Origin of the sequence: Psychromonas sp. SR45-3 (assembly GCF_014163575.1) — a bacterium.
In the GTDB taxonomy this organism is placed as follows: Bacteria; Pseudomonadota; Gammaproteobacteria; order Enterobacterales; family Psychromonadaceae; genus Psychromonas; species Psychromonas arctica.
The window spans coordinates 33640-48642 of sequence record NZ_JACJDP010000030.1 but is presented as its reverse complement, the minus strand read 5'-3'; the positions used below and the strand labels follow the sequence as shown (position 1 = coordinate 48642).

The following is a 15003-nucleotide window of genomic DNA, read 5'->3' as shown; positions in this document are numbered from 1 at the left end:
TTACTCGACACCATAACGCTATAACATCCATCTTAGGCAACCGTAACCTTCACTAATCTAATCATTATAAAAAGCATTTTTTGACAGCAATAAATTTAAAAAACTCGAAAGAAAATAGTGCACCGATTGGAATGTAAATCAGGAAATATAGTAAATTTATCGTTTGAATATATAAAAGTACTACCTTAAGGTAAGGCATAGTGAATTTTAACTGAAAGGAGGTTTTAGTTATCACTAAGTATTTAACGAGAATTAGACAGCCATAAACTTTTTAAAGCCAATGATCGGCAGTAAAATAGGGAGCAAAATAATAAGTAAAACCAGTAACGAAGCAAAACCAACCTACCCCGCTACTCTCTGCAAAATATTTGAAAATAAAGGTTAATGCGGAGTTCCGTTTACATATTTTTTTTGTGCATGAGTCTTGATGTGATCGCATATATGAAAGCACTTTGTAAGAGCAAAGAGAATGCCATAGAGAACTCATACCAATCATAATAAAAAGCTGGAGCGTTGTTGCCCAATACACCAGTCGCTTCAATGAGATTAAGCGGCCAAACACAATATAAGTTTGATAGTTCACCATCTAAAACCATCAATAAAAATAACGTCATAACTGAAAAAACAAATGAAATTGTAAAGATCTTCACTAGCAACACCCCATATTGACTCGAACGGATAACAGGTCATTAGACTGAATTTATCGATTTTTTAGTGGATCAAAAAAGTAATCTAATCTGTTTAAATTGACTGTCACAATAGCAATTATAATTAACTAATCAAGAAGTTAACTAGCAGAGTTAAACCTCTATCATGTGATAGATAGGAAAAGTCCGTATTAACAATAAAAGTACAGAGTAAAAAGGTACTGACAATAAACAGTGAGTTTCTTTTGAATACGTTGGAAGATGTAGGAGTTATTTAAACTTTGTAATGCTTTGGATAGTAAAAAGGCTCATCATCTTTCGATAATGAGCCTTTTTAAATGTGGCGGAGGAGGAGAGATTTGAACTCTCGGAGAGCTATTAACCCTCGCTGGTTTTCAAGACCAGTGCATTCAGCCGCTCTGCCACCCCTCCGCAGAACGAGGCGTATGTTATAGAACCTGAGATAAAAGCCAAGTACTTTTTTACAATTAATGTTCGAGTGCTTAATTTCCAATCAAAAAGAGCAAGTTGCAATCAATCACTTTATAAAAAGTAATCAATCGTTATTCATGTAACTGAAACGTTATTGTTTATTGAAATAATTAACGCTGGTTTACTGAGATAGTTAACATTGCTTTACAGCATATAAGAATTAATGACAATAAAAAGCAGATTGAATTGCTAAGGAAGCGGTTATTGAAAAGAGTGACAGCAATGGAAAGATGAATTGGTGAAAAGTAGTTTATAACGTAGTAGAAACGAAAAAGGGCTTCTCAATTGAGGAGCCCTTTTTCTTAATGTGGCGGAGGAGGAGAGATTTGAACTCTCGGAGAGCTATTAACCCTCGCTGGTTTTCAAGACCAGTGCATTCAGCCGCTCTGCCACCCCTCCGCAGAACGAGGCGTACTATATCTAGATTTTAAAAAAAACCAAGCTTTATTTTAACATTTCTTAAAATTAGTTTTAATTTTCAACATTTGCGCACTTCAACCTTTAATTCCCCTGCGATCACCTTTACTATTCATCACTTAAGTTGAGGAAGTTTAACGAGTTATATTATTCGCTTTTATTTCAACCCTCGTTTTTCTATAAACGCCTCTTTCTCGAACATTATTATCGCTATTCACTTAAGGTTTCCAGCATGTTTCAAGACAACCCATTATTAAATCAACTTAAACAAACCATGCAGGAAAACACCCCAAAACGCACAGGGATTGTCAAAGCCTCTGAACGTGGGTTTGGTTTTTTAGAAACCGATAAAGGTAAACGCTTTTTTATTGCGCCCAGTGAAATGAAAAAAGTATTACACGGTGACAAAATAAGTGCCTCTATTACAGAGAATGGCGATAAGTCATCGGCACAACCTTTACAATTAAAACAAACTAACACCACAGAGTTTGTTGCTCAACTTTCTATTAAAGATAAACGCATCTCGATTAAACCTAATAATCCGCTATTACAGGGGTTCTTTAAAATTAAAGGTGCCATGCAGCTTAGCAACAAAGGTTACCATGATGGTGATTGGGTAAAGGTTAAACTACTTTCCCACGCCCTTGATGGTAATGGCTTCTTGGTTGAAGTAGTTGAGAAAGTCGCTGAGCATAATGACCCTTTTGCGTATCGCTTAATTGCAGTGGCTACGCATCAATTACCTAATAAAGCACCTGAATTTGATCATCCTTGGCAGGTTATCGATGTGGATCTTGAACGACAAGATTTAACAAAAATGCCCTTTTTCACTATTGACGGTGTTAACACGCAGGATATGGATGATGCGTTATACATTGAAGAAAACGACCAAGGGTGGGCATTAACCGTTGCTATCTCAGACCCTTCTGCTTATGTACCTGAAAATAGTGAAATGGATGCGGAAGCTAAAAAACGTTCGTTTACTTTATACTTACCTAACTTTAACGTGCCAATGCTACCGCGTGATTTAAGTGATAGCTTATGTTCACTGAAAGAAGGTGAAAAACGTGCAACTATCTGTTGTACTCTGCAAATTGGTAAAAGTGGTGAAATCCTTGGTGAACCTACTTTTTTTGCTGCTTGGATAAAATCTCATTATCGTCTTAATTACCATGATGTTTCGACTTATTTAGAAAACGAAACGCTAGCAGAAGGCCAATGGAAGCCTAATAAAGAATTAGGGCCATTATTAAAAGTGCTTGAACAAGCGACTGAAGTGCGTCATCAATGGCGTTGCGAAAATACCGTGGTGATTAAAAGCCAGCCCGATTACACTTTGAAGCTAAATAATAAAGGTGAAGTTTACGAAATTTTATGTGAACCCCGCCGCACAGCTAACCGTTTAGTTGAAGAGTCAATGATTGCTGCGAATGTTTGTGCCGGTGACTTTCTTGCAAAGCATTGCCAAACCGGTGTGTTTAATGTGCATTCTGGTTTTGCCTCGGACCGATTAGAAAAAGCCGCTACTTTATTAGCTGAATATGGCATCACCGTTGAAGCAGCAACATTAGCAACGCTAGAGGGTTATATAAAGATGCGCCAAGATGTCGCGTTATTACATAATGCTTACTTAGATCATCGTTTACGCCGTTTATTATCTTATGCAGACACAGCGCCTTCCCCTGCTCCGCATTTCACTATGGGGGTCGGCCATTACGCGACTTGGACATCACCGATCCGTAAATATGGGGATTTAATTAATCATCGTTTAATTAAGTCAGTATTAATGCAACAAACAGCGACTGAGATTGATGCTGATGTTGGTGTACACCTTAACGAAGCGCGTAAAGTACAGCGTATGGCTGAACGTGATGTGAATAATTTATTATATTGCTGCTATTTGAAAGATCAAGAAAATTCAGATTGGCGCTATAAAGCAGAAATATTTGATATCGTTAAAGCGGGTTGTCGCGTTCGTGTTCAAGAAAACGGTGCGACTTTCTTTGTACCAAGTAGCTTGTTAGGTAAATCTTCTGAAGCTAAAAAAATAGAATGTGTCCGCGAACAAGGCGTGGTTAAAGTAGCCGATCAAATTGAATTGCAGTTAGGTGATGTAATTGATGTGATGTTGACTTCGGTGAAACCTGAATCTCGTCAATTAATTGCTAAGCTTGCTGATCCACTAGGTTAAACACCTTTTGATCATCTCAAAATAGACTTATTTATACCTCTAATCAGTTGATCTTTAAGATCAACTGATTAACGCCTTTGTTTGTTAACGACAAAAAGCGACTTTGTTAAACTCTATGGTACAATAACCTCAATTTAACATTCCAATACTAGAGATTTTTTCTTGAAGCCAATAACTCCCCACAAAGACCGCAATTTATTTTCATATCCAAAATACAGAGGCGACTCTGCTAAGGCAGCCCCCTTTTTACCTATGTCACGTAAAGAGATGAAGCAGCTTGGCTGGGATAGTTGCGACATTATTATAGTGACAGGTGATGCTTATGTTGATCACCCTAGTTTCGGAATGGCTGTCATTGGTCGAATGCTTGAAGTACAAGGTTTTAGAGTCGGTATTATTGCTCAACCTGATTGGCATTCAAAAGATGCATTTATGGAACTAGGTAAGCCTAATTTATACTTTGGTGTGACTGCCGGTAACATGGACTCAATGATCAACCGTTATACGGCTGAAAGAAGATTAAGACATGATGATGCTTACACGCCAAATGATGAAGGTGGTAAACGTCCAGATCGAGCTGTTGCTGCTTATACACAACGTTGTAAAGAAGCTTACAAAGGTGTTCCCGTTATCATTGGTGGTATTGAGGCGAGCTTACGTCGTATAGCACATTATGACTACTGGTCTGACAAAGTACGTCAATCTGTTTTGTTCGATGCAAAAGCAGATCTGTTAATTTATGGCAATGCGGAACGTCCGCTAATTGAAATTTCACACCGTATTGCACAAGGTGATGATATCAAAACCATTACCGATGTACGTGGTAGTGCTTTTCTAACTAATTCAGCGCTTCCTGGATGGACAGGTATTGATTCTCGCAGTGTCGATAAGCCAGGCAAAATAGATCCTATCTATAGCCCGTATCAAGACTTAAGTGAAAAATGTGATACTGCGAAAGATGAAAGCGATGCTGCTGATGAAGCATCAGATATTACTAAAACAGCGCAAGTTATCCAAATGACGCCTCATAAAGGCACGCCGCAAGAAGAGCGTGAAAAAAGATGGGAAGAGAAAGCAAAAGCTTGGTCAACGACTTATATTAATTTACCGACTTTTGAGCAAGTGAAAGAAAATAAAATGCTGTATGCACATGCATCGCGCATTTTTCACCAAGAAGTTAACCCAACCTCTGCAAAAGCATTAATGCAGAAGCATGGTAGTCGCGCTATATGGTTAAATCCTCCTGCAACCCCATTAGAAGAAAGTGAAATGGATGGTGTATTTGGTTTACCTTATGCGCGTGTTCCGCATCCGAGTTATGGCGATGCTAAAATTCCCGCTTACGATATGATAAAAACATCCATCAATATTATGCGAGGTTGTTTCGGTGGTTGTACTTTCTGTAGTATTACAGAGCATGAAGGCCGTATAATACAAAGTCGTTCGCAAGAATCAATCATCAATGAAATTGAAGACATTAAACTCAAAGTGCCTGGGTTTACTGGCGTGATTTCAGACCTTGGTGGTCCGACAGCTAATATGTATAAATTACGTTGTAAGAGTGAAAAAGCCGAAGCAACATGCCGTAAACCCTCATGTGTATGGCCAACTATTTGTGGCCATCTCGATACTGACCATACGCCAACAATTGAGCTATATCGCGCGGCACGTAGAGTGCCAGGCATTAAAAAAGTATTGATTGCATCAGGCGTTCGTTATGACTTGGCAATCCAAGATCCTGAATATGTCAAAGAACTCGCGACGCATCACGTGGGTGGATATTTGAAAATAGCACCAGAACATACCGAGGAAGGTCCATTAAATAAAATGATGAAACCGGGTATGGGTAGCTACGATAAATTTAAAGAGCTATTTGATCATTACTCAAAATTAGCCGGTAAAAAACAATACCTGATCCCATACTTTATTTCAGCTCACCCTGGCACAACAGATATGGATATGATCAATCTAGCAATGTGGCTAAAAGAAAATGATTTTAAGTTAGATCAAGTACAAAACTTTTATCCTTCACCTTTAGCGAATGCGACGACTTTGTATCACACAGAAATTAACTCATTACGTAATGTAAAAAGAAACAGTGAAACAGTGTCCATTCCAAAAGGAACCGTTCAACGTCGATTACATAAAGCGATACTGCGTTATCATGATCCAGATAATTGGCCAATTATTCGTGAAGCGTTAATCAAAATGGGATTAGATAAAACCTTGATTGGTAGCAAAGCAACGTGTTTAGTACCAAAAGAAACACGAGCTGAAATCCTTAATAGAAATACTAAAAAAGGAAAGTCACCTTTAAAAGGCAATAAAGTTGCTGCAAATAATAAAGGTAAAGTGGCTAATAATAAACGTGCGCCTAAAGCAAAATTTGGTAGTAAACCAGCAAATGGTAAACAAGGTTTAACGCGCTTTAGTACTAACCAATTTCAAAAGTAAGTTTTTGATTTTGGTATGACGTAGTTAAAAAATAGTGTTCAAGTAAATCTTATAAATACCCTCACTATCTGCGATGAATTATCTTCGAGAAAAGCGTTAACTTTTGACTAAGTTAGCGCTTTTTATTTGAATTTAAACCATGATTTTATGCTATTTTCACTAAAAATTTAAATATTGAAGTCTTTTACATAACTAGATTAATCTAATTGCAGCGCACCTGTTTGCTTCAACTTACATATTTGGTTTAAAAATGAATTAATACGATAGGGTTGAAAATGAGTAGGCATTTTATTTTCCAACGCAGGAATAGGTGCTCGATCGTCACGTAGATGCTTTAATATTAAGGATAATAAGGCTGAAAGGTAACGCTTAAATTCCTGGCTTTGATACAATTTATCCCAATTGATAATATATTCATTACTCACCCCTTCTATCAACTGCTCTAACTGAAAAGTATAGCGTTGAATTTCAGTATCTCCCATGCAGTATTCTTTTACTAACTGTAGAAACAGATCTAAACACTCACCACGTGGTACCAGAGTAAAAAACTCTTTTTGTTTAACCGCGCTTTCATTACCTTTATTAGCATTAATGATACGAAATAAAATTTCAAACATATGCACAATGGTTCTGTCTAAAATACGCTGTTTTGGTACTCGCTGATGTTTCATATCATCGGCAACAATTTTATAAAGGGTTAATAAATCGACCTTATCTGCAACCTGTCGAGATAGTTTGTCTGCAATGGACACAGGAATGCGATTAGCCAACAAAGCATTTAATGTTGTTCTGGTGAGTGTTTCCTTTAATGCTTTATGTGCTTTTTCTGTGCCTTCAAAAGGCATATTGTTATTTGCAGACATTTTATTCCTTTTAGTGAATACAAATCTATTTTGTTGATAATGTTAGCCAACAAGCGATGTAACCTTTTATCTACCCTTTCAAGCTATACTTAATACGCTTTAACAACCCTACCTTGAAATATAATTTTAAAGGTAAAGTTTTAAAGGTCTAGGGTTGAAAATATAGTTTTAAAGGTAAAATTTTGAAGGTCTAGCGTTGAAAATATAGTTTTTATTTTGAAGCGGCCTCACTAACTTTAAAGTGTAAAGTAAGGCCAACAAGCACTATAACTTTGATCGGCCAGTAAACGAATGCGATAAGGTGGTGCTATCTACGAACTCTAGCTCTCCACCTACTGGCACTCCGTGTGCAATACGACTTACCTGAATTCCATGTTTTCTGGCCATTTCTGCAATGTAATAAGCTGTTGCTTCACCTTCTACGGTTGGGTTAGTGGCCAAAATAACTTCATTAGTTTTACCCGCTTGCATCTGTTTTTCTAATAGATTCAAACCTAGTTGGTCAGGACCTATGCCATCGAGTGGGGATAAATGCCCCATTAATACAAAATACGTACCAGAGAAAAGCGCTGTTTGTTCAATAGCCACCACATCAACGGGCATTTCTACAATACAAATAGTGCCGTTGTCGTTACGTTTTTGATTATTACAAATAGAGCATAAATCTTCTTCGGTAAATGTGCGGCACTGTTGGCAATGGCCAATTTCAGCCACTGCTCTTGCTAACATGTCGCTTAACTTAAGCGCACCATTACGATTTTTATCTAATAAATGATACACCATACGTTGCGCCGATTTTGGGCCAACACTGGGTAAACATTGCAAGGCTTGCATTAATTCATCTATTAAAGGTCTACTTGACATTATCTCTTCTTCTATTTTTAAGCATTATTTAAGGTACTGTTTATAAAGTACATTTTATTAAAGTCATTCTACTATTGATATCAACATCTGACTGCAATCTTGTTAGTTAAATTCAGTGACTTTTTCCAGTTCATAAAATGATTCAGTAATGGTATCTAGTTTATCATCTAATAGTGCTCTAGCGTCATTTAGTCCTTGATTGTAATAATAACTACCCACTTTTTCGGTAAAGAAATCTAACAAAAATTCAGCATCAAATTGCCCAAGCTCTTGATCCAGCTCTTTTTCAAAATACTTTTGTATTTGATCCACTATTGCGACTTTTTGTGCATTAGAAAATTTAATTTCGGCCATTTTCATTCCTCTATAAACGGGTAGATAATTTATTATTCACTGTATTTTATTTCAGCTCAGTAATTTTTATTTGCTCAATGGTCGGCTGCAAGTCTTTGTATAGATTAATCGCCACCTGCTCAGCTAAGTGTAAATACGGATCCACTAGTTCAGGAAGATCACCTTTAGCCACCGTTGGCATGCCTGCATCGGTATCTTCACGGTATCGAATATGTAATGGTAATTCGCCTAAATAAGGTAAGTTAAATTGTTCTGCCAATTTTCGTCCACCACCGGTTCCAAAAATAGCTTCTTGATGGCCACATTTTACACAGGAATAAACACTCATGTTCTCAATTAAGCCAGCGACATGTACGTCTACTTTATTAAACATAATAACCCCTTTTTGAGCATCAATTAATGCAACGTCCTGCGGAGTTGTTACTATGATTGCACTGGTCACAGGTACATTTTGAGACATCGTTAATTGAATATCTCCGGTACCCGGTGGCATATCCACAATCAAATAATCTAATTCAGGCCAGTCCGTTTCATTTAATACTTGCTGCAAAGCTTTACTCGCCATCGGCCCTCGCCATACCATGGCATCCTTATCATCGATTAAGAAGCCAATGCTATTACCCACAATGCCATGAGCGCTGATTGGCATTAATAGCTTTCCATCTGCCGAAGTAGATTTAGTTTGTTTTTCACCGATCATAGTAGGCAGCGATGGGCCATAAATATCTGCATCTAATAACCCTACTTTTGCACCATTCTTGGCCAATGAAATAGCAAGGTTAACACTGACCGTAGATTTCCCAACTCCGCCTTTACCTGATGAAACGGCAATAATATTGTTTATATTAGGGTTGGTTTTAGCTACTTTTTTGTGTTCAAAGGTGGGTACTTTGTAGCTAATATTCCACACTGCTGGCTGTTTGAATAAGGTTTGTAATGAATCAGCTGTTTGTTGTTGTAAAGAAGCTAACCATTTAGGTGCATAAAAAGGTAAACGTAAATTGATTTCAGCTGAGTCTTCTTTAATAACTAATAAGCGTTGTTCAATAAACTTTTTGAATATTGTTTCTTCAATTGCTTTTTCTAAACATTTTAAAACTTTTTGTTCGATAGTTTTCTTTTTAAACAGCATGATAAGCCCTTAAAACTGAATTGATGGGTGAGTTTATCAAAATCATTAGATAAATCATCCTTATTAAAAATAGGCATTAATACATACTGATATCTATTGCAAACAAGAAACCTAGATAAGAGTGGGATTTATAATGTTTTTTGGGTAGAATTACTGGCTTAAAAAATCCGCTTAGACTTAAGGAATATCAAATATAATGGCTAATCAAGATCGTAATATCCTTGTTACTTGCGCCCTTCCCTACGCTAATGGTCCAATCCATTTAGGGCATATGCTTGAGCATGTACAAGCTGACATCTGGGTTCGTTTCCAGCGCTTACGCGGTAATAATATTCATTTTGTTTGTGCTGATGATGCACACGGCACGGCTATCATGCTGAAAGCGCAAGAAATGGGTATCACTCCTGAACAATTAATTGCACAAGTACAAGCTGATCATGAGAAAGATTTTGAAGGGTTTAACATCAGCTTTGATAACTACCATTCAACACATTCAGAAGAAAATAAAGCATTATCATCTCAGATGTACCTCGCTTTACGTGATAATGGTTACATCACTAAAAAAGTGGTTTCGCAATTATACGATCCTGAAAAAGAGATGTTTTTACCAGACCGCTTTGTAAAAGGTACTTGCCCAAAATGTAAAGCAGAAGATCAGTACGGCGATAACTGTGATGTTTGTGGTGCAACGTATAGCCCAGCTGAAATGATTAATCCAAAATCAGTGGTTTCTAATGCGACACCCGTGATGAAAGATACAGAAAATTTATTCTTTGATGCGCCACAGTTCCAAGAGATGTTAGTGGAATGGACTAAATCGGGAGCGCTTCAAACGGAAGTGGCTAATAAATTAAGTGAATGGTTTGAGAGCGGCTTGAAAGCATGGGATATCACACGTGATGCACCTTACTTTGGCTTTGAAATCCCAGATGCACCGGGTAAATTCTTTTATGTTTGGCTAGATGCACCTATCGGCTACATGGGTAGCTTTAAAAATTTGTGTGATCGTACCGATGGTCTTAACTTTGACGATTACTGGAAAAAAGACAGCACAGCTGAGCTTTACCATTTCATTGGTAAGGACATCATCAACTTCCACGGTTTATTCTGGCCAGCGATGTTAGAAGGTGCAGGTTTCCGTAAACCAACTGGTGTTAATGTACATGGTTATGTGAGTGTTAATGGTGAGAAAATGTCTAAATCAAAAGGCACCTTCATCAAAGCAAGTACTTATCTTGAAAACTTAGATCCTGAGTGTTTACGTTATTATTACGCCGCAAAACTAACATCTCGTGTTGATGATTTAGACTTTAATTTAGAAGACTTTGCGCAACGAGTTAACTCTGACGTGGTGAATAAGTTAGTTAACTTAGCTTCTCGTACAGCTGGCTTTATTGCTAAAAAATACGACGGTCAACTTTCTAAAGAAGTGTCTGAACCAGAGTTATACCAACAGTTTGTTGATGCCGGTGAGTCCATTGCAACGCAATTTGAAAACCGTGAATTCGCTCGCGCTATTCGTGAAATCATGGCACTGGCTGATATTGCCAATAAATACATTGATGACAAAGCACCGTGGGCATTGGCTAAAGTTGAAGGCAAAGAAGTTGAAGTGCAAGATATCTGTTCAATGGGTATTAACTTATTCCGTGTGTTAATGACATATTTGAAACCAATCATGCCAAAACTAACCGAGCGTAGTGAAGCATTTTTAGATGAAACGTTAACTTGGGACAGCATTCAAACACCATTAGCTGGCCATAAAATTAATAAGTTTAAAGCCTTATTCCAACGCATTGATCCTAAACATGTTGAAGCAATGGTTGAATCATCTAAAGCAAGCGCTGCTGCCGATGCAGCTGCTAAAGAAAAAGCTGCAGAATCCACACAGGCCGCAAGTCAAAGTGAGCTAGATAAAGAGCCGATTGCCGCTGAGATTGATTTTGATACTTTTGCTAAAACGGACTTACGTGTTGCTTTAATTGCTAAAGCTGAACATGTGCCTAAAGCCAATAAACTGTTAAAACTAACCTTAGACTTAGGCGGTGAAACACGTACCGTATTTGCTGGCATTAAATCAGCTTATAACCCTGAAGATTTAGAAGGAAAATTAACGGTGATGGTGGCTAACCTTGCTCCACGTCAAATGAAGTTTGGTTTGTCTGAAGGTATGGTATTAGCAGCAGGACCTGGCGGTGAAGATATTCATATTTTAAACCCAGATTCAGGTGCAAAACCTGGCCAACGTATTATGTAATTTAAACTGCTAACCTTTGAATAAATTAACAATTTAAGTTTATTAGTTTATTAGTTTATTCATTAGGAAATAAAAAGGCGCTACATTCAGTTTATGCAACTGATGTAGCGCCTTTTTTATAAGTGATATTTTACCCGTCAATTTCCTGAGTTAAGTTCATTGTGTCTATACTCACCACCTCTGAGTTCAGTGCTATAGCTTCACCATTTCTAGACCTGTATTTCTAATACCCAGTATTGCTAATTCATTCTTACTAAATAAAAGGTTTCAAACTTCATTATTTAAAAACAAAACCGTTTACCACATTTTCTAAGTATTCTTGAGCACCAGACACCGGTGTTGGTTGAAAATCACTTTTAGCAGCATGCTCAGCTAATGCTGCAAGTGAAAGTTTACCACTTAAAATATCTTTGCCCATTTGGTCATTCCAACCAGCATAACGATTAGCGATATTCTTACCTAAAATATCATTTTCGATCATACCCGCTGCGCGCTCTAATGATGCAGCCATTACATCCATTCCACCAATATGGCCATGGAAAAGGTCAGCACCGTCAATTGATGGACGACGTACACGAGAGTCAAAGTTGAAACCACCCGTTGTAAAACCACCCGCTTTAAGGATTTCGTACATAACTAACGTATTTTCTTCAACACTATTTGGGAATTGGTCAGTATCCCAGCCTAGTTGAGGGTCACCTCGGTTAGCATCAACTGAGCCAAATAAACCTAATGATGTCGCAGTTGCAATTTCATGTTGGAAGCTATGACCTGCTAACGTGGCATGATTAGCTTCGATGTTTACTTTAATCTCATTTTCAAGCCCGTACTGTTTTAAGAAACCATAAACAGTTGCCGTATCATAATCATACTGATGTTTAGTTGGCTCTTGAGGTTTTGGCTCGATTAAAATAGCACCTTTAAAACCTATTTTGTGTTTATGCTCAACAACCATTTGCATCATTCGGCCTAACTGCTCACGCTCTTGACGCAAATCAGTATTTAATAGTGTTTCGTAACCTTCTCTACCTCCCCATAATACATAGTTATCACCACCTAGGCGTTGTGTTGCTCCCATTGCATTAAATATTTGAGTAGCGGCATAAGCAAACACTTCAGGGTTTGGATTGGTTGCAGCACCGTTCATATAACGTGGGTTAGAGAACGCATTTGCAGTGCCCCAAAGAAGTTTTAGCCCCGTCTCAGCTTGTTTCGCTTCTAGTACATCAACCATTTCAGCAAAGTTATTTTGATATTCTTTTAGCGAATTGCCCTCTGGTGCAATATCAGTATCGTGGAAACAGTAATAGGGTACGTTTAATTTTTTAAAGAATTCAAAAGCAGCATCTGCTTTCATTTTTGCCATGTCCATTGCATTACCTGGTTTGTGCCAAGGTCTGTCAAAGGTACCGGCACCAAAAACATCTGAACCAGGCCAACAAAAGTTATGCCAGTAACACGCGGCAAAACGTAAATGGTCTTTCATTGGTTTTCCAAGAATAATTTTTTCTGCATCGTAGTGGCGGAATGCGAGTGGATTTGTTGAGGTTGTACCTTCAAACTTGATTGGAGAGACACTTTTAAAAAATTCAGTCATAATAATGATTCCATTGGTTGATTAAGAAAGATGTTATTTAAACTCTCCTCATCTTTTTCTTTTTCTGCAATTCATTCAATTATGATATTTGTTAGCTCTATTCACTGATTTAACTAACGTGGCAAACCTCACACTTATTTTTTTATTTTTTGCTGATTTATGTGAATACAACCAACTATTATCAATATTACAGGTTAACAATAAGGCGTATTGCTTAAACATTTTACTCAAGTAGATTTATCATACGGTATTCTTTAGGCGTCATCTCGATATCTTTTTTGAAAACGGTATACATATATTGTAACGATGGATAACCGCATAAATCTGGGATCTCGGCAATGGCGATGGTTGTTGAGTTGAGTAATTGGCAAGCACGTTTCAGCTTAGCATTATGAATTTCTTGATGTACTGAGTGCCCTCTTTCGTCTTTAAAGCGAGATTCTAAATTTGAACGAGAAACTCTTAAGTGATCTAATACTTGATCAACTTTAATGCCGTTATAAGCATTATTACGAATATAATGCATTGCTCTAATAACCAAAGGATCATTGATCGCCTGAAAGTCACTGCTTTGGCGTTCAAATACTTTCGACGCGGGTATAATTATTCTTGGATGTTGAACAGCTTGCGCAGTAGAAGCAGCTTGATTATTTGCTGATAAAGCTTCATCAACCGGCTTTAATAACTTTTGATGCAGCATTTTGGCAGCAGCATATCCCATGGCTTTGCAGCCTTGGCCAACAGAACTCAACGACACTCTCGTGAGGTATCGTGTTAACTCTTCATTATCAATTCCGATAATGGCAATCTTATCAGGCACCATTAATTCCAAGTGCTCACAAACCTGTAATAAATGTCTCGCTCGTGCATCTGTGACCGCAATGATACCGATAGGTGTTGGCAAACGTTGTAACCAATCCGCTAAACGGTTCATATCATATTGCCAGTTTTCCGCTGTTGTTCTATTGCCTTTATAGATCGAGCCGGAATAATGTTCTCTCGTTAGCATAGCATTAAAGGCTTTTTCTCTTTCACTAGCCCAACGGTTTGTTGGCCCATCGGGTAAACTATAAAAGGCAAAATTTTCTAACCCTTTATCCATTAAGTGTAAAAAGGCAGTTTCAACTAAATTTTTATTATCGGTCCCGATATATGGCACATTAGGGTAGTCTTTTTCATTTTCATAGGAACCACCTACCCCTACGACCGGAATGTTTAGAGTAGAAACAAGTAACTTAATTTCAGGATCATCCAAGTCTGCAATAATGCCGTCTCCAACCCAATCTTTGATTTTAGCTAAATTTGTACAAAAATTTTCTTCAAAGAAAATATCCCAATCACATTGCGTCGCTTGTAGGTATTCGCCAACCCCCTTAATAACCTGACGGTCGTAAGCTTTGTTAGCATTAAATAAAAGTGCAATTCGATAATTTTTTTTCATAAAACTCAGCTCTATCAATGGGTATCACAATAAAAACATGTATTTATAACAATAAAGTGCTGCCTATTAATTACATATTAAGGGGCTTTCACCATTTTAAGTAAAATTAAAGCCAATAAAGACAATGACTTATACAGTCGTGTTTTTTTTACTCTAACGTAGAGTTTTACCATACCTCTCTTTAAACAGTATCATTAGCGCTGTAATTTGTGAGCTATCACTCAATCACCAAATCAGTGAAGGGCACTATTAAAAATCATAATTGTTGACGTAAATAATAAGCGTCAAAATAAC

At 37.5% G+C, this 15003-nt stretch carries 10 protein-coding genes and 2 tRNA genes; 3 read left to right on the top strand and 9 right to left on the bottom strand.

Annotated features, from left to right (window positions below; translation table 11 throughout):
- Positions 1-398 precede the first annotated feature (398 nt).
- From H5084_RS14540 to H5084_RS14530, 3 genes are all read right to left on the bottom strand, one after another.
- Positions 399-650: a hypothetical protein gene (locus H5084_RS14540; protein ID WP_182691060.1), complete on the bottom strand. Its 252-nt coding sequence runs from the start codon at positions 648-650 to the stop codon at positions 399-401.
- A 338-nt stretch (positions 651-988) separates the two neighbouring features.
- Positions 989-1079 (bottom strand) — tRNA-Ser (locus H5084_RS14535).
- A gap of 368 nt (positions 1080-1447) precedes the next feature.
- Positions 1448-1538, bottom strand: a tRNA-Ser gene (locus H5084_RS14530).
- Between the two features lie 250 nt (positions 1539-1788).
- On the opposite strand from H5084_RS14530, the gene H5084_RS14525 reads away from it, so the two are divergent.
- The gene (locus tag H5084_RS14525) at positions 1789-3747 is read left to right on the top strand and encodes an exoribonuclease II (protein ID WP_182691058.1); all 1959 of its coding nucleotides are present in this window, start codon (positions 1789-1791) and stop codon (positions 3745-3747) included.
- Between the two features lie 252 nt (positions 3748-3999).
- Positions 4000-6201 (top strand): YgiQ family radical SAM protein, encoded by a 2202-nt coding sequence (locus H5084_RS14520; protein WP_259396824.1) that lies wholly within the window; start codon positions 4000-4002, stop codon positions 6199-6201.
- Positions 6202-6398: 197 nt separating this feature from the next.
- On the opposite strand, the gene H5084_RS14515 is transcribed toward H5084_RS14520, so the two are convergent.
- The 4 genes from H5084_RS14515 to apbC all read right to left on the bottom strand — a co-directional run bounded on the left by H5084_RS14515 (position 6399) and on the right by apbC (position 9414).
- The gene (locus H5084_RS14515) at positions 6399-7064 is read right to left on the bottom strand and encodes a hypothetical protein (RefSeq protein WP_182691056.1); all 666 of its coding nucleotides are present in this window, start codon (positions 7062-7064) and stop codon (positions 6399-6401) included.
- A gap of 264 nt (positions 7065-7328) precedes the next feature.
- Positions 7329-7928, bottom strand: a complete 600-nt coding sequence (recR, locus tag H5084_RS14510; RefSeq protein WP_028869535.1) for a recombination mediator RecR — start codon at positions 7926-7928, stop codon at positions 7329-7331.
- A gap of 102 nt (positions 7929-8030) precedes the next feature.
- A complete protein-coding gene (locus H5084_RS14505) occupies positions 8031-8282 on the bottom strand; it encodes a DUF2164 domain-containing protein (protein ID WP_028869534.1) in 252 nt (83 codons plus the stop codon).
- 46 nt (positions 8283-8328) lie between these two features.
- Positions 8329-9414: an iron-sulfur cluster carrier protein ApbC gene (gene apbC, locus H5084_RS14500; protein ID WP_182691055.1), complete on the bottom strand. Its 1086-nt coding sequence runs from the start codon at positions 9412-9414 to the stop codon at positions 8329-8331.
- Between the two features lie 196 nt (positions 9415-9610).
- Between apbC and metG the strand changes: the two genes are divergently transcribed.
- Complete coding sequence (gene metG, locus H5084_RS14495) at positions 9611-11671, top strand: methionine--tRNA ligase (protein ID WP_182691053.1); 2061 nt, start codon at positions 9611-9613, stop codon at positions 11669-11671.
- A gap of 277 nt (positions 11672-11948) precedes the next feature.
- Here the strand turns inward: metG and xylA are convergent, their stop codons facing one another.
- On the bottom strand, positions 11949-13268 hold the full coding sequence (gene xylA / locus H5084_RS14490) for a xylose isomerase (RefSeq protein WP_182691051.1): 1320 nt from the start codon (positions 13266-13268) through the stop codon (positions 11949-11951).
- Between the two features lie 223 nt (positions 13269-13491).
- Positions 13492-14709, bottom strand: a complete 1218-nt coding sequence (locus H5084_RS14485) for a DNA-binding transcriptional regulator (RefSeq protein ID WP_182691049.1) — start codon at positions 14707-14709, stop codon at positions 13492-13494.
- Positions 14710-15003: the final 294 nt, after the last annotated feature.

Coding starts and splice junctions, on each gene's coding strand:
- H5084_RS14525 (WP_182691058.1), top strand. CDS start 1,789: ATGTTTCAAGACAACCCATTATTAAATCAACTTAAACAAACCATGCAG.
- H5084_RS14520 (WP_259396824.1), top strand. CDS start 4,000: ATGTCACGTAAAGAGATGAAGCAGCTTGGCTGGGATAGTTGCGACATT.
- H5084_RS14515 (WP_182691056.1), bottom strand. CDS start 7,064: ATGTCTGCAAATAACAATATGCCTTTTGAAGGCACAGAAAAAGCACAT.
- recR (WP_028869535.1), bottom strand. CDS start 7,928: ATGTCAAGTAGACCTTTAATAGATGAATTAATGCAAGCCTTGCAATGT.
- H5084_RS14505 (WP_028869534.1), bottom strand. CDS start 8,282: ATGGCCGAAATTAAATTTTCTAATGCACAAAAAGTCGCAATAGTGGAT.
- apbC (WP_182691055.1), bottom strand. CDS start 9,414: ATGCTGTTTAAAAAGAAAACTATCGAACAAAAAGTTTTAAAATGTTTA.
- metG (WP_182691053.1), top strand. CDS start 9,611: ATGGCTAATCAAGATCGTAATATCCTTGTTACTTGCGCCCTTCCCTAC.
- xylA (WP_182691051.1), bottom strand. CDS start 13,268: ATGACTGAATTTTTTAAAAGTGTCTCTCCAATCAAGTTTGAAGGTACA.
- H5084_RS14485 (WP_182691049.1), bottom strand. CDS start 14,709: ATGAAAAAAAATTATCGAATTGCACTTTTATTTAATGCTAACAAAGCT.